The 16,730-nt window shown below is 69.6% G+C and carries 19 protein-coding genes and 1 other RNA gene; 11 read left to right on the top strand and 9 right to left on the bottom strand.

Annotated elements, in window-relative coordinates; translation table 11 throughout:
* Together ACT6XY_RS13870 and ffs are read right to left on the bottom strand one after the other, a co-directional pair.
* Positions 1-1,267: DNA polymerase III subunit gamma/tau (locus ACT6XY_RS13870; protein ID WP_444748912.1), on the bottom strand; the 1,267-nt coding region annotated here is incomplete at its 3' end.
* 83 nt (positions 1,268-1,350) lie between these two features.
* Positions 1,351-1,446: signal recognition particle sRNA small type (gene ffs / locus ACT6XY_RS13865), an RNA gene on the bottom strand.
* A gap of 112 nt (positions 1,447-1,558) precedes the next feature.
* On the opposite strand from ffs, the gene ACT6XY_RS13860 reads away from it, so the two are divergent.
* Together ACT6XY_RS13860 and nudC are read left to right on the top strand one after the other, a co-directional pair.
* Positions 1,559-1,975, top strand: coding sequence for an HIT domain-containing protein (locus ACT6XY_RS13860; RefSeq protein WP_444748911.1), 417 nt, complete (start codon positions 1,559-1,561; stop codon positions 1,973-1,975).
* A gap of 65 nt (positions 1,976-2,040) precedes the next feature.
* The gene (gene nudC / locus ACT6XY_RS13855) at positions 2,041-3,012 is read left to right on the top strand and encodes an NAD(+) diphosphatase (RefSeq protein WP_444748910.1); all 972 of its coding nucleotides are present in this window, start codon (positions 2,041-2,043) and stop codon (positions 3,010-3,012) included.
* A 272-nt stretch (positions 3,013-3,284) separates the two neighbouring features.
* Here nudC and ACT6XY_RS13850 read toward each other — a convergent pair whose 3' ends face one another.
* The 3 genes from ACT6XY_RS13850 to ACT6XY_RS13840 are packed head-to-tail and all read right to left on the bottom strand — an operon-like array spanning position 3,285 to position 5,872.
* On the bottom strand, positions 3,285-4,187 hold the full coding sequence (locus ACT6XY_RS13850) for a LysR family transcriptional regulator (protein WP_444748909.1): 903 nt from the start codon (positions 4,185-4,187) through the stop codon (positions 3,285-3,287).
* A gap of 45 nt (positions 4,188-4,232) precedes the next feature.
* The gene (locus ACT6XY_RS13845) at positions 4,233-5,096 is read right to left on the bottom strand and encodes a prephenate dehydratase (protein WP_444748908.1); all 864 of its coding nucleotides are present in this window, start codon (positions 5,094-5,096) and stop codon (positions 4,233-4,235) included.
* Between the two features lie 41 nt (positions 5,097-5,137).
* On the bottom strand, positions 5,138-5,872 hold the full coding sequence (locus ACT6XY_RS13840; protein WP_444748907.1) for a 3-deoxy-manno-octulosonate cytidylyltransferase: 735 nt from the start codon (positions 5,870-5,872) through the stop codon (positions 5,138-5,140).
* A gap of 184 nt (positions 5,873-6,056) precedes the next feature.
* Between ACT6XY_RS13840 and ACT6XY_RS13835 the strand changes: the two genes are divergently transcribed.
* The 9 genes from ACT6XY_RS13835 (at position 6,057) to ACT6XY_RS13795 (ending at position 13,272) form a co-directional block, all read left to right on the top strand.
* The gene (locus ACT6XY_RS13835; RefSeq protein ID WP_444748906.1) at positions 6,057-6,599 is read left to right on the top strand and encodes a c-type cytochrome; all 543 of its coding nucleotides are present in this window, start codon (positions 6,057-6,059) and stop codon (positions 6,597-6,599) included.
* Positions 6,600-6,847: 248 nt separating this feature from the next.
* Positions 6,848-7,543, top strand: a complete 696-nt coding sequence (locus ACT6XY_RS13830; RefSeq protein ID WP_444748905.1) for a response regulator transcription factor — start codon at positions 6,848-6,850, stop codon at positions 7,541-7,543.
* Between the two features lie 26 nt (positions 7,544-7,569).
* On the top strand, positions 7,570-9,357 hold the full coding sequence (locus ACT6XY_RS13825; RefSeq protein ID WP_444748914.1) for a stimulus-sensing domain-containing protein: 1,788 nt from the start codon (positions 7,570-7,572) through the stop codon (positions 9,355-9,357).
* An 11-nt stretch (positions 9,358-9,368) separates the two neighbouring features.
* Positions 9,369-9,848: an HPr kinase/phosphorylase gene (locus tag ACT6XY_RS13820; protein WP_444748904.1), complete on the top strand. Its 480-nt coding sequence runs from the start codon at positions 9,369-9,371 to the stop codon at positions 9,846-9,848.
* A 90-nt stretch (positions 9,849-9,938) separates the two neighbouring features.
* Positions 9,939-10,340 carry a PTS sugar transporter subunit IIA gene (locus ACT6XY_RS13815; protein WP_106749876.1) on the top strand — a complete coding sequence of 134 codons (402 nt, stop codon included), beginning with the start codon at positions 9,939-9,941 and terminating at the stop codon, positions 10,338-10,340.
* Between the two features lie 97 nt (positions 10,341-10,437).
* Positions 10,438-10,758, top strand: coding sequence for an HPr family phosphocarrier protein (locus ACT6XY_RS13810; protein WP_444748913.1), 321 nt, complete (start codon positions 10,438-10,440; stop codon positions 10,756-10,758).
* Between the two features lie 45 nt (positions 10,759-10,803).
* The gene (locus ACT6XY_RS13805; protein WP_444748903.1) at positions 10,804-11,337 is read left to right on the top strand and encodes a TIGR00645 family protein; all 534 of its coding nucleotides are present in this window, start codon (positions 10,804-10,806) and stop codon (positions 11,335-11,337) included.
* A complete protein-coding gene (locus tag ACT6XY_RS13800) occupies positions 11,337-12,047 on the top strand; it encodes a class I SAM-dependent methyltransferase (protein ID WP_444748902.1) in 711 nt (236 codons plus the stop codon). The genes ACT6XY_RS13805 and ACT6XY_RS13800 overlap by 1 nt, the downstream gene beginning before the upstream one ends.
* Positions 12,048-12,117: 70 nt before the next feature.
* Positions 12,118-13,272, top strand: coding sequence for an aminotransferase (locus tag ACT6XY_RS13795; RefSeq protein WP_444748901.1), 1,155 nt, complete (start codon positions 12,118-12,120; stop codon positions 13,270-13,272).
* 2 nt (positions 13,273-13,274) lie between these two features.
* Here the strand turns inward: ACT6XY_RS13795 and ACT6XY_RS13790 are convergent, their stop codons facing one another.
* The 4 genes from ACT6XY_RS13790 to ACT6XY_RS13775 all read right to left on the bottom strand — a co-directional run bounded on the left by ACT6XY_RS13790 (position 13,275) and on the right by ACT6XY_RS13775 (position 16,646).
* On the bottom strand, positions 13,275-13,709 hold the full coding sequence (locus ACT6XY_RS13790) for an RrF2 family transcriptional regulator (protein WP_444748900.1): 435 nt from the start codon (positions 13,707-13,709) through the stop codon (positions 13,275-13,277).
* Positions 13,710-13,832: 123 nt separating this feature from the next.
* Positions 13,833-14,288, bottom strand: coding sequence for a dUTP diphosphatase (dut, locus tag ACT6XY_RS13785; RefSeq protein WP_444748899.1), 456 nt, complete (start codon positions 14,286-14,288; stop codon positions 13,833-13,835).
* Positions 14,285-15,493, bottom strand: coding sequence for a bifunctional phosphopantothenoylcysteine decarboxylase/phosphopantothenate--cysteine ligase CoaBC (gene coaBC, locus ACT6XY_RS13780; RefSeq protein ID WP_444748898.1), 1,209 nt, complete (start codon positions 15,491-15,493; stop codon positions 14,285-14,287). The genes dut and coaBC overlap by 4 nt, the downstream gene beginning before the upstream one ends.
* Positions 15,494-15,572: 79 nt before the next feature.
* A complete protein-coding gene (locus ACT6XY_RS13775; RefSeq protein ID WP_444748897.1) occupies positions 15,573-16,646 on the bottom strand; it encodes an AI-2E family transporter in 1,074 nt (357 codons plus the stop codon).
* Between the last annotated feature and the right edge of the window lie 84 nt (positions 16,647-16,730).

Raw genomic sequence — 16,730 nt, 5'->3', positions numbered from 1 at the left:
CGCTGCCACCGCCGCCGGAGGGCAGGCGCGGGGCCGCGCCCCCGCCCACCGCGCCGGAGCCGTCGGCGAGCATGCGCAGCGCCTCGTCGGGGGTCGGCAAATCGGCCGCATAGGCGATGCGGACGAGGACCATGTCGGCAGAGGCCAGGGGTTTCGGCGAGCGCGCCACCTCCTCGATGCCCTTCATCAGCATCTGCCATGCGCGGGCGAGCACCCGGTGCGACAGGCGGGCGGCGAAGTCGCGTCCGCGGGTCCGCTCCGTCTCGGAGAAGGCGACATCGTCGGCGGCGGCCGGCGCCACCTTCACGCGGGTGACGAAATGGACGAATTCGGCGAGCTCGCCGAGGACGATCTCCGGGTCGGCGCCGTCGTCGTACTGGCTCTTGAACTCGGCCATGGCGGCCGCGACGTCGCCCTTCATGACGTGTTCGAAGAGGTCGATGATGCGGGCGCGGTCGGCGAGGCCGAGCATGCGGCGGACATTGTCGGAGGTCACCTCGCCGGCGCCGTGGGCGATGGCCTGGTCGAGGATGGAGAGGCTGTCGCGCACAGAGCCTTCGCCGGCGCGGGCGATGAGGCCGAGGGCGTCGGGCTCGATGCCGACGCCTTCCTTCGCGCAGATGCCGGCGAGATGGTTGACCAGCACGTCGGCCTCGACACGGCGCAGGTCGAAGCGCTGGCAGCGCGACAGCACGGTCACCGGAACCTTGCGGATCTCGGTGGTGGCGAACATGAACTTCACGTGGGCCGGCGGCTCCTCCAGCGTCTTCAGGAAGGCGTTCCACGCCTTCTCCGAGAGCATGTGGACCTCGTCGACGATATAGACCTTGTAGCGGGCCGAGACCGGCGCATAGCGGGCGCCATCGGTGATCTGGCGGACGTCGTCGATGCCGGTGTGGGAGGCCGCGTCGATCTCCATCACGTCGACGTGGCGGCCCTCCATGATCGCCTGGCAATGGGTGCCGGGCCGGTCGAGATGGATGGAGGGGCGGTCGACCTCGCCGGGAAGCTCATAGTTCAGCGCGCGGGCGAGGATGCGGGCGGTGGTGGTCTTGCCGACGCCGCGCACGCCGGTGAACAGGTAGGCCTGGGCGATGCGGCCCGTGTCGAAGGCGTTCGACAGGGTGCGGACCATGGCCTCCTGGCCGATCAGGTCGGAAAAGTGCTGCGGACGGTACTTGCGGGCGAGCACGCGATAGGGCGCGGCCTTGGGCGGCTCCGGCGTCCCGAGAGCGAACCCGGGTTCGGTCTCGGGCGAGGAATCCATGGCAGTCCTGCTCGGGGTCTGGCGAAGGGCTCATGCCAGTGTCGCGCGCCGCGCGCGCGAGGGCAACCATCCGCGGGGATGAAGTGGGAGGCTGACACGCGACCCGAAACGGGCTCGTTACGGCTGCTTCCTTCCGGACCTGACCGGGTTGGCGAGAGTCTCGTCCACCGCCAACCTCCCACCGGCTATATGGCGGGAAGCGCCGCCGGGCGCAAGCGGCCTTCGCTGCGCGACCGGACAGGACCCTCACCGTGAGGCTAGACTGGCGCGAGCTTTTCCCGGGACCTGTCCATGACCGCCGCCTTCAGCCTCGATTCCCGCCTCGCCGCCGACACGCTCGCCGTCGCCGACCTGCCGCTCTCTGCGGTGAGGTTGATGAACGACGCCACCTATCCATGGCTGGTACTCATTCCCCGGCGCGAGGGCGCGGTGGAGATCATCGACCTCTCACCCGAGGACCGCGTCCAGCTCATGGAGGAGATCGCGGCCGTCTCCGACGTGCTGCGGGCGATGACCCGCTGCGACAAGCTCAACGTGGCGGCGCTCGGCAACATGGTGCCGCAGCTCCACGTCCACGTCATCGGCCGCTTTGCCGGCGACCCCGCCTGGCCCGGCCCCGTCTGGGGCAAGGCGCCGGCCCAGCCCTATGCCGAGGCGCCGCGGGACGGGTTCATCGCCGCGCTGAGGGCAAGGCTCTCCGCCGGTTGAACGCGTTGCTCGGGCGCTCGGGCCGTGCGAGCGTCGCCGCCCTGTTTCCCGGAAAGCCCCTCGCCATGTCCGACGCCCTGCCGCCGCTGCCGCCCATCACGCTCGGCTACACCGAGAACGACCTCGACCGGATGAGCGCCAAGCGTGGCGATACGGCCTGGCTCGACGCCACCTTCGCCGACCCGCGCACCCGGCTCTATGTCTTCGCGGGGGAGACGCCGATCCTCAGGCGCAACGGCGAGCGCGGCGATCCGCTCTTCACCGCCGCCGAGGCCGAGGCCTTCGGCGAGCCGCTGGAGACCGCCTTCCTCGGCCTCGCCAACGGCGCGCCGCGCTTCGCCCGCCTCGTCCCGGAGCTCGCCAAGACCGATCCCAACGCCTACCGGATCGCCGAGATCAAGGTCGACGACCCGACCCTGCTCATCACCGACATGCGCACCATCGCGATGACCGGCGTCGTGGAGCCGCACCATCTCGGGCCCATGGCGCAGGGCAAGTCGGTGATGCACTGGCACGCCACCCACCGCTTCTGCGGCAAGTGCGGGGCGCAGTCGAAGCTGTCGCAGGCCGGCTGGCGCCGCGACTGCCCGTCCTGCGGCGCGCAGCATTTCCCGCGCACGGATCCGGTCGTCATCATGCTGGCGGTGGACGGCGACCGCTGCCTGATGGGGCGGCAGCGCCGCTTCCCGCCGGGCATGTATTCGGCGCTCGCCGGCTTCCTCGAATCGGGCGAGACCATCGCCGACGCGGTGCGCCGCGAGATCATGGAAGAGGCGGGCGTGAAGATCGGCCGCGTCACCTATCTCTGCGACCAGCCCTGGCCCTTCCCGGCCTCGCTGATGATCGGCTGCCTCGCGGAAGCGACCAGCCGCGACATCGAGATCGACACGGAGGAGCTGGAGGACGCGCGCTGGTTCACCCGCGAGGAGTGCTGGATGATGCTGGCGAAACAGCATCCGGACCGGCTCTCCTGCCCGCCGCCGCTCGCCATCGCGCACCATCTCATCCGGGCCTTCGTGGACGGGCCGAAGAGGTAAGGGGCCGGTCGCCGGTCGCCGGCCCGGCACGATTTCCCCACGATACTTCACCCCCGGCGAGGCGGCAGGCCGAGGGAAGGGGGTCCAGGGGCCGATGGCACAGGCCCACCGATGGGACGACGTCTTGGGGGCGGGGTTCGCCCCGCCACTCCTGGATCCCCTTCCTCTCGCCTCGCTCGGCCGGGGATGACGGCACGCGCCATGGCCTGTGCCGGCGTGTCGCAGGGAACGCCCCAATCGGCGACGGCAGTGCACGACGGTGGCGCCCGGCTTTATCCCAGCCGGGTCTTCGCCAGCGCTATGGCCTCGGCTGCTGCCGTGCCGGCCGGCTGCGGCAGCCAGAGGCAGGAGATCGTCCAGGCCGGCAGGCCCTCGGCTTCGACCAGTGGCAGCACGGTCGCACCCGTCACCGCGAGGCGCTTCGCCACCACCGAGGGCACAAGGGCCGAGCCGAGCCCGAGGCTGACCATGGCGGCGACGCCGACCCAGCTGTCGGCCACCTGCGCGACGTAGGGCGCTGTTCCCGTCGCCTGGAGAGCTGCCAGCACGCCGTCATGGGCAAGGGCCGCCTTGTCGCGGTCCAGCATCACGAGCGGCTTGCGGGCGAGGTTCGACAGGCTCGCCGTCTTCCTCAGCCGTGCTTCGGCATCCGGCACGAGGGCCGACCATTTCGACGCCGCCACCTGCCTGTGCTGGATGCGCGGATGGGGCGGCAGCGGCGGGGCGGCGAAGACCATGGCGAGGCGGCCCTCGGCGAGCGCCGCCATCTGGTCGGAGAGCGGACCGTGGTGGAGGGCCGGCGCGAAGCCCGCCTCGATCCAGGCGGGGTCCTCGAAGAGATCGCGCAGCGGGCCGAGCATGGCCTCGTCGGTGACGCCGATGCCGATGGTTTCGGCGCGGTCCGCCATGGCGCGGGCAAGCCGCGCCGCACGCTCGGCGGCGGCCAGCGACAGCCGGATCTCGGCGATGAAGACGTCACCTGCCGCCGTCGGCCGGACGGTCCTGCCGGCATGGTCGAAGAGCACGGCCCCGATGCGCCGCTCCAGCTGGGCGATGCGGGCGGCAGCCGTGCGCCGGCCGACGCCGAGCAGCCGTCCCGCCGCGGTGAGATCGCCCGTGTCGGCAAGGCCGATGGCGATCCGCAGCGTGTCGAGTTCGAGAGGGGGCAGATCCATGGACGCGAGGGTGCCGCGATTCGCGCCCCCGCGGCGAGGCCCGGCCTATTCGGCCACGGTCTTCTCGACCTCGTTCCGCCAGGGGTGCTGGGGATAGACGCCGAGGATGGTCAGCTCCTTGGCGAAGAAGGCCAGTTCCTCCAGCGCCAGCTTGACGTTGCGGTCGTCGGGATGGCCCTCGATCTCGGCATAGAAGCGCGTGGCGACGAAGCGGCCGCCGATCATGTGGCTCTCCAGCTTCGTCATGTTGACGCCGTTGGTGGCAAAGCCGCCCATGGCCTTGTAGAGCGCCGCCGGCACGTTGCGCACCTGGAAGACGAAGCTCGTCAGGCAGTCCCGGCCGGGCGCCGCCCATATCTTCTGGCGGGAGAGGATGACGAAGCGGGTGGTGTTGTTGGCGGCGTCCTCGATGTCCTCGGCGAGGATGTCGAGGCCGTAGACCTCGGCGGCAAGGCGCGGCGCGATGGCGGCCTGGCTCGGGTCGTTCATCTCGGCGACCTCACGGGCCGAGCCGGCGGTGTCCGCCGCGACGATCGGCTTGAGGCCGAGCTTGCGGATGATCTGCCGGCACTGGCCGAGGCCCATGATGTGGCTGCGCGCCGTCTTTACGGTGGCGAGGGAGGACCCCTTCACGCCCATGAGCTGGAAGCGGATGGGCAGGAAGAACTCGCCGATGATGTTGAGGCAGGCGGTGGGCAGCAGGTGGTGCACGTCGCCGACTCGCCCCGCGATGGAGTTCTCGATCGGGATCATGCCGAGATCGGCGTCGCCGTTCTGGATGGCGGCGAAAGCGTCCTCGAAGCTCGGGCAGGGGAGAACCTCGGCCTGCGGGAAGACCGCATTGGCCGCCTGGTGCGAGAAGGCGCTGAGTTCGCCCTGGAAGGCGATGCGCTTGGGCGCGAGGATCATGGACGCGTCACTCCGGTGGGGCGGTCTGTTTAGCGAAAGGATCAGGCTTTGGCGATGAGGGCGCGGGCGCGCTCGAGATCGGCCGGGGTGTCGACGCCGAGGGGCACGGCGTCGACCACGGCGACGTCGATGCGCATGCCGTTCTCGAGCGCCCGGAGTTGCTCCAGCCGCTCGCGCTTCTCGAGCGGTGCCGGGGGCAGGGAGACGAAGCGCTCCAGCGCCGCCCGGCGATAGGCGTAGAGGCCGATATGGTGGTAGAGCGGCCCCTCGCCGGTGGGGGCGGTGGCGCGGGTGAAGTAGAGTGCCCGTAGCCGCGTGTCCGACAGGGGCGTGCCGACGGCCTTCACCACGTTGGGGTTGGTGATCTCCTCCTGCCGGGTGATGACGGCGGCGAGCGTGCCGATATCCACCGCGGGGTCGTCCAAGAGGTCGGCGGCCGCCCGGACGATGCCGGGTTCGATCGTCGGCAGGTCGCCCTGGACGTTGACGATGCGGTCGTAGCGCTTACCGGGGTCGACGAGGTCGGCCGCCTCCTGGATGCGGTCCGAGCCGGTGGGGTGGTCGGCGCGGGTCATGACGGCCCGTCCGCCCGCCGCTTCCACCGCCGCGAGGATCTCCGCCGAATCGGTCGCCACCACCACGGGGCCGAGCGCGGCCGCCTCGGCGCGGCGCAGCACATGAACGATCATCGGGGTCCCGCCGATGTCGGCCAGAGGCTTGCCGGGCAGCCGCGAGGCGCTCATGCGGGCGGGGACGAGGACGAGGGATGCGGTCATGGCGGGCTGTTTTCGCGGCGTCGGGCCAGTTTGGAGGCGGCAAAAAGTAGCATGAGAGAGGCGTGCATATACGGGTTGCCTCACGGGGAGCAAATTGGATAGTGTCCGCGCCAAATCGGCAGGCCCATCCCGCGTTCCCCCGCGCATTTTCGCCAGGCGCCGCCGATGTCTGGAGCTGGTCCCTATGGACGGATTGGAATTCAACAAGGTCATGATGGCCGTGCTGCTCGTCGGCACGGGCACCCTCGGCGGCAGCCTTCTGGCCAATGAACTGTTCCGGCCGAAGACGCCGGCGAAGCCGGGCTACGAGGTGGCGGTGGCGCCGCCCGCCGGGCAGCAGGCCGCGCCCGCCGCCGCGGCGCCGACCAAGTCGATGGCCGAGGTCTTCGCCTCCGCCAATGCCGCCAACGGCACCGCCGTGTTCCGCCAGTGCGCCACCTGCCACACGATCAACAAGGGCGGTGCCAACGGCGCCGGCCCCAACCTCTATGGCATCGTCGGGCGCAACCACGGCGCCGTCCCGGGCTTCAACTACTCCGCGGCGATGAAGGCCAAGGCAAGCCAGCCCTGGACGCTCGAAGAGATCTACGCCTTCATTACCAACCCGCGCGGCGCCCTGCCGGGCACGTCCATGGCCTTCGCCGGCATCCGCTCCGAGCAGCAGCGCGCCGACCTCCTCGCCTATCTGCGCGAACAGTCGGACAGCCCGGTCGAGGTTCCGAAGTAAGCACGGGTCCCCAGCGGGATTGAAGAGGCCGGGCCAGCGCCCGGCCTTTTGCGTTGAAGAAGGCCGGAGACTGGCGGGGCATCGACAAAAGCCCGAATAAACCTTGCCGAAGGCCCTTATCTTCGGCCCGCCTTGCCGTTATCCTGCGTCAGTCCCATTTTCGCCACGCTTGGCGCGTTCGAACGGCGGGGAGCGCGTCTGCCACAATTGGCGCGCCCCACACATGCCTCGCCCAACAAGGGAAGCAAATGCCGACCATCGCCCTCGTCGACGACGACCGGAACATCCTCACCTCGGTCGCCATCGCGCTCGAAGCCGAAGGCTATCGCATCGTCACCTACAATGACGGCGCCTCCGCCCTCGACGGTTTCAAGCAGACGCCGCCCGACCTCGCCATCCTCGACATCAAGATGCCGCGGATGGACGGGATGGAGCTGCTGCGCCGGCTGCGACAGAAGACGGACATGCCGGTGATCTTCCTCACCTCCAAGGACGAGGAGATCGACGAGCTCTTCGGCCTGAAGATGGGCGCCGACGACTTCATCCGGAAGCCGTTCTCCCAGCGCCTGCTGGTCGAGCGCGTCAAGGCGGTGCTGCGGCGCGCGGCGGCGAAGGACCCGGCCGCCGAGGCCAAGACGGACGCCAAGGTGCTGGAGCGCGGCAAGCTGCGCATGGACCCGGAGCGGCACACCTGCACCTGGGACGGCGAGCAGGTGACCCTGACCGTGACCGAGTTCCTGATCCTGCAGGCCCTCGCCCAGCGCCCGGGCGTGGTGAAGAGCCGCAACGCGCTGATGGACGCGGCCTATGACGACCAGGTCTATGTCGACGACCGCACCATCGACAGCCACATCAAGCGACTGCGCAAGAAGTTCAAGGTCGTCGACGACGACTTCGAGATGATCGAGACGTTGTACGGCGTCGGCTACCGCTTCAAGGAGTGAGGCTGCCCCGGCGCCTCACCGGCATCATGCTGGACCGGACCACAGACGAGACCCAGGCGGTACCGCCGCCCGCAACCGCCTCGCGGCCGCTGAGGCCCTGGGCGCGGCTGGTGCGGGTCCTCGCCCGCACCGCGCGCGCGGTGGTCAACCGCTCCTTCTCCAGCCTCACGCGGCGCATCGTCCTGCTCAACCTCGTGGGGCTGGTGGCGCTGGTCTCGGGCATCCTGTGGCTGTCGCAGTTCCGCGAGGGCCTGATCGAGTCGCGGGCGCAGAGCCTGCTGGTGCAGGGCGAGATCATCGCCGGCGCCGTCGCCGCTTCCACCTCCGTGGAGGGGCCGGTCATTCCGATCGACCCCGACAAGCTCTTCGAGCTGCAGCTCGGCGGCGCCGCCTCCTCGGTGGACGACTTCGGTGCCCTCCTCGAATTCCCCATCAATCCCGAGCGGGTCGCCCCGGTGCTGCGCCGGCTGACCGGCCCGACCGGGACCCAGGCGCGCGTTTACGACCGCGAGGGCAATCTCATCCTCGACAACCGCAACCTCTACGGCCGCGGCGACATCCAGACCCTCGACCTGCCGCCGATCGGGACCAAGCCGCCCTTCTACGAGAAGTGGTGGAACGAGATCCGCCGCTTCCTGCGCGGCGGGGGCAACTTCCCGCTCTACCGCGACCTCGGCCTGCGCAACGGCCGCAGCTATCCGGAGGTCGTGCAGGCGTTGAACGGGCAGAAGGTCAGCATGGTGCGCGTCAACGAGCGCGGCGAGCTGATCGTGTCGGTGGCGATCCCCGTCCAGCGCTTCCGCGGCGTCCTCGGCGTGCTGCTGCTCAACACCCAGGGCGGCGAGATCGACGCCGTGCTCGACGCCGAGCGCTTCCAGGTGCTGCGCGTCTTCCTCGTCGCCGCCCTGGTCATGGTGGTGCTCTCCATCCTGATGGCGCGGACCATCGCCGGACCGGTGCGCAAGCTCGCCGAGGGCGCCGAGCAGGTGCGCCGGCGCCACCGTTCGCGCGAGGAGATCCCTGACTTCAGCCAGCGCCGCGACGAGATCGGCCACCTGTCACGGTCGCTGCGCGACATGACCGACGCGCTCTACGCCCGCATCGAGGCGATCGAGCGTTTCGCCGCCGACGTCGCCCACGAGCTGAAGAACCCGCTGACCTCGCTGCGCTCGGCGGTCGAGACGCTGCCGCTCGCCAAGACCGACACCTCGCGCGGGCGCCTGCTTGAGGTGATCCAGCACGACGTGCGCCGCCTCGACCGCCTGATCACCGACATTTCCGACGCCAGCCGGCTCGACGCCGAGCTGCAGCGCCAGGAATCGACGCGCGTCGACCTGTCGAAGCTCCTGGGCACCCTCGTCACCATCGCCAACGAGGTGCGCAAGGAGGGGCAGGTGCCGGTGACGCTCAACTTCGAGGGCGGAAAGCCGGCTGAGTTCGTCGTGCCCGGCCATGACGGCCGCATCAGCCAGGTGATCACCAATCTCATCGACAACGCGCGCTCCTTCTCGCCTGCCGACGGCGAGGTGCGGGTGACCGCACGCAAGCTCAAGGGCGTCATCGAGATCGTCGTGGACGATGACGGTCCGGGCATCCGCGACGACGCGCTGCAACGCATCTTCGAGCGCTTCTACACCGACCGTCCCCACCAGGATTACGGGCAGAACTCGGGCCTCGGCCTGTCGATCTCCAAGCAGATCATCGAGGCGCACGGGGGCAGCATCTGGGCCGAGAACCGTCCCGGGCGCACCGACGAGGACGGCCAGCCGGCACCTGCCGGGGCGCGCTTCGTCGTCCGCCTGCCGGCGGCCTGAGGCCGGCTGCCGTGGCGACCATCCACGCCACCGCGGTCCTCGTCGGCGCCACGGCGATCCTCATCCGCGGGCCCTCCGGCGCGGGCAAGTCGCGCCTGGCGCTCGATCTCATCGGCCTGGCGGCGGCCGGCGTCGTCCCCTTCGCGCGGCTGGTGGCCGACGACAGGGTGGATCTCGCGGTGGCCAGCGGCAGGCTCCTGGCGCGACCGCCGGCGGCTCTCGCCGGTCTCATCGAGCGGCGGGGCGAGGGGATCGTGCCCGCGCCCTTCGAGCCCGTGGCCGTCCTCGGGCTGGTCGTCGACCTCGCGGCGGAGGATGCGGCCCGCATGCCGGAGGCAGAAAGCCTGTGGACGGTGCTCTGCGGCGTCAGATTGCCGCGCCTGCCTGTTGCGCGCGGCGGCGATCCCGTGAGGCTGGTTCTCGCCCGATCCTCATGGTGTTCCACCGCAAATCCGGTCCTTGCTGCATCGCAACCATACGGCTATCGTTGATGCACCTGCCCTTGCGCCAGCCGGCCACATGGTCAAGATGTCTTCCTCCCGAGTGAGCAGGCGCGCGGCGAGCCGCGCGCGGAGTGCCTGATGATCGGTCTCGTCATCGTGACGCACGGCCAACTGGCCGTCGAATTCCGGCATGCCATGGAACATGTCGTCGGTCCTCAGCGCCAGGTGGAGACCATCGCCATCGGGCCGAGCGACGATATGGACCAGCGCCGCCGCGACATCATCGCCGCGGTGGACCAGGTCGATTCCGGCGACGGCGTCGCGGTGCTGACGGACATGTTCGGCGGCACGCCGTCCAACCTCGCCATCTCGGTGATGAGCGGCCGTCCCGTCGAGGTCATCGCCGGCATCAATCTGCCGATGCTCGTGAAGCTCGCCACCGTGCGCTCGGAGAAGCCGCTGGCCGAAGCGGTGCTGCACGCCCAGGAGGCGGGGCGCAAATACATCAATATCGCCAGCCGCGTCCTCGCAGGGAATTGAGGTCCGGCGGGTTCGGTGCCTAGAATGGCAGCGGGCTGCCCGCATTCGGGGCATCGCCGCGCAAATGGCGGCGCAGAGCATGGCGAGGAACGTCGAGATGGCGCAGGACGAGGGGGCTCACGCAGCGGAGGCGAGCACCGCCACCGGCACCGTGGTGCGCGAACTGCCCATCCTCAACAAGCGCGGCCTCCATGCCCGTGCCTCCGCCAAGTTCGTCGCCTGTGCCGACCGTTTCGACGCGACGATCAAGGTGTCGCGCGCCGGCGAGACGGTGGATGCGAGTTCCATCATGGGCCTGATGATGCTGGCCGCCGGGATCGGCACCTCGATCACACTGACCGCCCGCGGCCGTGAGGCGGAGGCCGCCGTCGAGGCTCTTGCAGCCCTGGTGGCCGACCGTTTCGGCGAGGGTGAATAGCCCCTTCGCTTGCCTCCCGATACCATCCCGTGCCATGAGCCCGCCATGAGCGAAACTCCGGTGACACCCAGCGCATCAGAAGGCATCGAGCGTGCGCTCGAGCGCGGCCTGTTCGCCAGCCGCTGGCTGATGGCGCCCTTCTATGTCGGCCTGATGATCGGCCTCCTGGCCTTGATGATCGTCTTCGTGCGGGACCTCATCGGCTTCATGATCAAGGTGCCGACGGCCAAGGAGGCCGACGTCATCCTCGGCGTGCTGACGCTGATCGACCTGTCTCTCGCCGGTAACCTGGTGATCATGGTGGTGTTCTCCGGCTACGAGAACTTCGTCTCCAAGATGGAGCACGTGACGAGCAAGGATCGGCCGGAATGGATGGGGTCGATCGACTTCTCGGCCCTCAAGCTGAAGCTGCTCGCCTCGATCGTCGCCATCTCGGCCATCCACCTGCTCAAGGGCTTCATGAACGTCGGCGGCATGTCGGACCGGGAGATGACCTGGCTCGTGGTCATCCACGTCACCTTCGTGGTGTCGGGCGTGCTGCTGGCGCTGACGGACAAGCTGTCCGGGTCGGCGAAGTGATGGCGGACTGGCGCTCGTTCTGGGACGGCGACCACGCCATCTATGTGAGCGACCGCCACAAGGACGTGCACTACCGGGCCATCGCCGACGGCATCCTCGCCCATGTGGCGGAGGCGGGCCTGCGTCCCGACGCCGTGGTGCTGGACTATGCCTGCGGCGAGGCGCTGGAGACCCCCCGCGTCGCTGCGGCCGTCGGACGGCTGGTGCTGTGCGACGGCGCGCCTTCGGTGGTGGCGAAGCTGCGCGAGCGCTTCGGGCGCCTGCCCAACGTCGCCTTCGCCCTGCCGGAGGATCTCGACACAGCGCTCGCGGACGGCGCGGCCGACCTCATCGTCGTCTCCTCGCTCATCCAGTATCTGTCGCCGGAGGACTTCGCCTCCCTGCTCGAGCGCTTCCACGCCAAGCTGAAGCCGGGCGGGCGGCTCGTCGTCGCCGATGTCATCCCACCCGATGCGGGCATGGTCGCCGACGTCGCTTCGCTGCTGCGCAACGCCTGGCGCAACGGCTACCTGCCAGCGGCTCTCGCCGGCCTCGTCGCCACCGCGGTGTCGCCCTATCGCAAGATCCGCAGCGAGATCGGGCTCGCGACCTATGCCGAGGCCGATATGATCGCCCTGATGGCGCGGCATGGCTTTGCCGCCCGGCGCCACCGGCCCAATCTCGGCCTCACGCCCCACCGCATGACCTTCGTCGCCAGCCCGACGGTTTGACTCACGGCCATCGTTTCGGCATACCGGCCGGATCGTTCTTTGAACAGAACGCGCCCGAGACGGTGACCCGATGAACCCGATCTTTGCCGACCTGCCCACCACCGTCTTCGAGGTCATGTCGCAGATGGCCCGCGAGACGGGCGCGATCAATCTCGGCCAGGGCTTTCCCGACGATCCCGGCCCGGTGGACGTGCGCCAGAAAGCCGCCGAGGCCGTGGTCTCCGGCTGGAACCAGTATCCGCCGATGATGGGCCTGCCGGAGCTGCGCCAGGCGGTGGCGGACCATTACCGGCATCACCAGAACCTCACGATCGACCCGCAGCAGGAGGTGATGATCACCTCCGGTGCGACGGAGGCGCTGGCGGGAGCCCTGATGGCCCTGATCCAGCCGGGCGACGAGGTGGTGCTGTTCCAGCCGATGTACGACGCCTATCTGCCGCTCGTGCTCAGGGCCGGTGGTGTGCCGCGCTTCGTGACGCTGCGTCCGCCGCACTGGCGCTTCACCGAGGAGGACCTGGCGGCGGTCTTCTCACCGAAGACCCGCGTTGTCCTGATCAACAACCCGCTGAACCCTGCGGCATCCATCTTCCCGGCGGAGGACCTCGACCTTCTCGGCCGGTTCTGCCAGCGCTTCGGCGCCACCGTCGTCTCCGACGAGGTATGGGAGCACGTGGTCTTCGACGGCCACCGCCATCTCTCCGTGCTGGCGATCGACTCGCTGCGCGACCGGGCCGTGAAGATCGGCTCGGCTGGCAAGATCTTCTCGCTGACCGGCTGGAAGGTCGGCTTCGTGGTGGCAGCGCCGGCAATCATGAAAGTGCTGTCCAAGGCGCACCAGTTCCTGACCTTCACCACGCCGCCGAACCTGCAGGCCGCGGTCGCCTATGGCCTCACCAAGGACGACGGCTACTTCACCGGCATGCGCGCGGACCTGCAGCGCTCGCGCGACCTCTTCCACACAGGCCTGACGCAGGCAGGCTTCCGCGTGCTGCCGAGCGCCGCCACCTATTTCATCAACGTGGACCTGGCGCCTGCCGGCATCAGCGACGACGTCGCCTTCTGCAAGGCGCTGGTGGCCGAGCACGGCGTCGCCGCCATTCCCGTCTCGGCCTTCTACGCGCAGACGCCGGTCACCTCGGTGGTGCGGTTCTGCTTCGCCAAGAAGGACGAGACGTTGAACGGCGCGCTCGACAGGCTGGTGAACGTCTTCGCGCAGGCGGCCTGAGTTCAGGCCGGCTCGAGCAGCCCGGGGACTGCCTCGCGCGCCTCGGCGACCTTGTCGCAGAGGTCGGCGACCGAGATGCGGCCGAGGCGGTCGAAATAGTCCCGTTCGGCTTCCGCCATGGCGGGCACGATGATGGCCTCGATGAGCGGCGAGATCGCGTCGAAATCGTCGACGCCTGAGCCCACGGCCGTGCGCACGATCTCGGCGCAGCTGATGCGGTGGCGGTCGCGTGCGACGTCGTAGCCGCCGCGCGGGCCACGCATGCCCTTGAGAATGCCGGCGCGGACGAGCGCCTGAAGGAGCGGCTCGAGATGCCGGGGCGGAAGGTTGTGGCGTGCGGCAAGCGCCTTCGCCGACACCGGTGCGTTCACCGCGTGCACGGCGATATCGACAACGGCGGCAATTGCCAACCGGCCACGACGTGAAAGGATCGACATGGGTCCCTCAATGCTGGGGGCGACGTCGTTTCACCCCAATTTCGAACAAATCACAAATGAGACAAACAGTAGAAGACCATTTCGTGCATAAGGCCTGTGTTTGCAACGCAGAGAAGAAAATTCTCATCTGCCGGTAGAACCAAGTCCCCCCGCGCCGCGGCGCGTCGCATCCAGGCTATCGACGGCGACCAGATCCGCGGCGGTGACGGGCGCGATCACGAGCTGGGCGATGCGCTCGCCGCGGGCGATGGTCACGGGATCACGGCCGAGATTGATCAGGAGAACTTTTACCTCCCCGCGGTAGTCGCAGTCGATGGTGCCCGGCGCGTTGGCGACCGTCAGGCCGTGCCTGAAGGCGAGGCCGGAGCGCGGCCGGACCTGACCCTCATAGCCTTCGGGGATGGCCATTTCGAGGCCGGTCGCAACCGCCGCGCGGTCGCCGGGCCCGAGGATCAGCGGCGCATCCGCGGCAAGCGCGGCCATGAGGTCCATGCCGGCGGCACCCTCGCTCTGCGCCTTCGGCAGCGGCAGGCCCTCGCCGTGGGGCAGGACGCGGACGGGAACGGTCAGGCGGCTCATGGGGCGATCCGGCGGGCGAGGAGGGAGACGAGGGCGGTGGCCACCGCATCCTTGGACTGGCGCTCCCAGGTCTCGACACCGTCGGCGGCGACGATGTGGACCCGGTTCATGTCACCACCGAAGGTGTCGGTGCCGCTGGAGACGTCGTTGGCGACGATGAGGTCGCAGCCCTTGCGGGCGAGCTTGGTGCGGGCGTTGTCGAGGACGGCCTCCGTCTCGGCAGCGAAGCCCACGACGATGCCGGGGCGGCCGGCGGTCCTGCGCGCGATCGTGGCGAGGATGTCGGGGTTCTCGACGAAGCTGAGGCTCGGCGGGCCGCCGGCGCCCTTCTTGATCTTGCCGCCGGCGATCTCGGCGACGCGCCAGTCGGCAACGGCGGCGGCGAAGACGGCGATGTCGGCCGGGAGAGCCTTCTCCACCGCCGCCAGCATGTCGCGGCCGCTCTCGACGTGGACGGTGTCGACTCCGACGGGGTCGGCCAGGGCCACCGGGCCGGTGACGAGGGTGACGCGGGCGCCCGCCGCGGCGGCGGCGCGGGCGATGGCGTGTCCCTGCTTGCCGGAGGAGTGGTTCGAGATGTAGCGGACCGGGTCGATCGCCTCGCGGGTCGGGCCCGAGGTCACCACCACGTGGCGGCCGGCGAGCGGGTGGCCGACGGCGGGATCGGCCATCAGGCCCTCGATGGCGGCGATGATCTCCGGCACCTCGGCCATGCGGCCGGGACCGAACTCGCCGCAGGCCATGGAGCCGTCGTTGGGCCCGACCACGGCGGCGCCGTCGGCCCGGAGCGTCGCGAGATTGCGCTGCGTCGCCGGGTTCAGCCACATGCGCACGTTCATCGCCGGGGCGAGCAGCACGCGCTTGTCGGTGGCGAGGAGGGCGGTGGAGGCGAGGTCGTTGGCGTGGCCGTTCGCCATCTTGGCCATGAGGTCGGCGGTGGCGGGGGCGACGACCAGCAGGTCGGCGTCCCGCGACAGCTCGATATGACCCATGTCGTTCTCGTCGGTGAGCGAGAAGAGCTCCTGGAACACCTTGTCGCCGGTGAGCGAGCCGACCGACAGCGGCGTCACGAACTCGCTCCCCGCCCGGGTGAGGATGGCGCGCACGCGGGCGCCGCGGTCCTGTAGCCGGCGGATCAGGTCGAGCGACTTGTAGGCGGCGATGCCGCCGCCGATGACGAGAAGGATGCGCTTGCCGACGAGCATGGGAAAAAGCCTTCCAGCGAGGCGGGGACCCTAACGGGTTGGTGCTGCGCTGCAAAGTGGGCCGCCGAAAGCGCGGTGGCTAGGGACCGCGCCGACGAACCGGCTGTTCGTCCCGGGCCGGGGACTCGGCCAGCATCTGCCAGACGGTGACGAACATGGCGGCGATGAGCGGGCCGACGACGAAGCCGTTGAGGCCGAAGATCTCGATGCCGCCGAGGGTGGAGATGAGGATGAGGTAGTCGGGCAGCTTGACGTCCTTGCCGACCAGCATCGGCCGAAGGATGTTGTCGGCGAGGCCGATGACCATGACACCGAAGGCGATGAGCACCACGCCCTGCCAGACGGCCCCGGTGGCGAGCAGATAGATGGCGACCGGACCCCAGACGAGGCCGGCACCGACCGCCGGCACCAGCGACAGGAAGGCCATCAGCGCCGCCCAGAGCAGCGGCGAGGGGATGCCCAGCACCCAGAAGATCAGGCCGCCGAGGGCACCCTGCAGCAGGGCGATGAGGATGCCGCCCTTGACGGTCGCCTGCACCACCTGGGCGAACTTGGCGAGCAGCGCCCGGCGGCGGCGCGGGTGCAGCGGCAGCTTGTCGGCGATGCGGCCGATGAGCCGGCCGCCGTCGCGCAGCAGGAAGAACAGCAGGTAGAGCATGACGCCGAGGTCGAGCACGAATCCGGCCGTGCCCTGGCCGATGCTCACCGCGCGGGTGGCGATGGACTGGCTGCTGGCGGTGGCCCAGGAGGCGAGGCGCTCCTGCACGTCGTCGGCATTGTAGATGCCGTAGCGGGCGGCGAAGTCGGTGACCCAGGACGGCAGGGCCGCCAGCACCCTGCGAATCAGGGCCGGCAGGTCGATCCGTCCGGATTCGATGGCCGCATAGGCCTCGGCGCCCTGGGAGACGAGGTTCGCGCCAATGGCGAGGAAGGGCAGGATGACGATGAGCAGGATCGCCAAGAGGGTGATCAGGGCGGCGAGGCCCGGCCGGCCAGGCAGCGCACGCTCGACGCGATCGTTGACGGGGGCGAAGACAATGGCGGTGACGACGGCCCACAGGATGGCGCCGAAGAACGGCAGGAGAATCCAGCCGAACAGCAGGCTGACGACGACCAGCAGCGCCGCGAAACCCACATCATCGAACTTGCGCATCGTCGCTTCCGTCACACCCGCCGGGGCAGACCCGGACCGACAGAAACGCGCCAGTGCGGAAAAGGAGCCGCCGCCGCCGGACTT

The organism is Phreatobacter sp., from assembly GCF_052440005.1.
Taxonomy (GTDB): Bacteria; Pseudomonadota; Alphaproteobacteria; order Rhizobiales; family Phreatobacteraceae; genus Phreatobacter.
The sequence above is the reverse complement of the archived record's forward strand: the minus strand, read 5'-3'. Positions and strand labels throughout refer to the sequence as shown.

Coding starts and splice junctions, on each gene's coding strand:
- ACT6XY_RS13860 (WP_444748911.1), top strand. CDS start 1,559: ATGACCGCCGCCTTCAGCCTCGATTCCCGCCTCGCCGCCGACACGCTC.
- nudC (WP_444748910.1), top strand. CDS start 2,041: ATGTCCGACGCCCTGCCGCCGCTGCCGCCCATCACGCTCGGCTACACC.
- ACT6XY_RS13850 (WP_444748909.1), bottom strand. CDS start 4,187: ATGGATCTGCCCCCTCTCGAACTCGACACGCTGCGGATCGCCATCGGC.
- ACT6XY_RS13845 (WP_444748908.1), bottom strand. CDS start 5,096: ATGATCCTCGCGCCCAAGCGCATCGCCTTCCAGGGCGAACTCAGCGCC.
- ACT6XY_RS13840 (WP_444748907.1), bottom strand. CDS start 5,872: ATGACCGCATCCCTCGTCCTCGTCCCCGCCCGCATGAGCGCCTCGCGG.
- ACT6XY_RS13835 (WP_444748906.1), top strand. CDS start 6,057: ATGGACGGATTGGAATTCAACAAGGTCATGATGGCCGTGCTGCTCGTC.
- ACT6XY_RS13830 (WP_444748905.1), top strand. CDS start 6,848: ATGCCGACCATCGCCCTCGTCGACGACGACCGGAACATCCTCACCTCG.
- ACT6XY_RS13825 (WP_444748914.1), top strand. CDS start 7,570: ATGCTGGACCGGACCACAGACGAGACCCAGGCGGTACCGCCGCCCGCA.
- ACT6XY_RS13815 (WP_106749876.1), top strand. CDS start 9,939: ATGATCGGTCTCGTCATCGTGACGCACGGCCAACTGGCCGTCGAATTC.
- ACT6XY_RS13810 (WP_444748913.1), top strand. CDS start 10,438: ATGGCGCAGGACGAGGGGGCTCACGCAGCGGAGGCGAGCACCGCCACC.
- ACT6XY_RS13805 (WP_444748903.1), top strand. CDS start 10,804: ATGAGCGAAACTCCGGTGACACCCAGCGCATCAGAAGGCATCGAGCGT.
- ACT6XY_RS13800 (WP_444748902.1), top strand. CDS start 11,337: ATGGCGGACTGGCGCTCGTTCTGGGACGGCGACCACGCCATCTATGTG.
- ACT6XY_RS13795 (WP_444748901.1), top strand. CDS start 12,118: ATGAACCCGATCTTTGCCGACCTGCCCACCACCGTCTTCGAGGTCATG.
- ACT6XY_RS13790 (WP_444748900.1), bottom strand. CDS start 13,709: ATGTCGATCCTTTCACGTCGTGGCCGGTTGGCAATTGCCGCCGTTGTC.
- dut (WP_444748899.1), bottom strand. CDS start 14,288: ATGAGCCGCCTGACCGTTCCCGTCCGCGTCCTGCCCCACGGCGAGGGC.
- coaBC (WP_444748898.1), bottom strand. CDS start 15,493: ATGCTCGTCGGCAAGCGCATCCTTCTCGTCATCGGCGGCGGCATCGCC.
- ACT6XY_RS13775 (WP_444748897.1), bottom strand. CDS start 16,646: ATGCGCAAGTTCGATGATGTGGGTTTCGCGGCGCTGCTGGTCGTCGTC.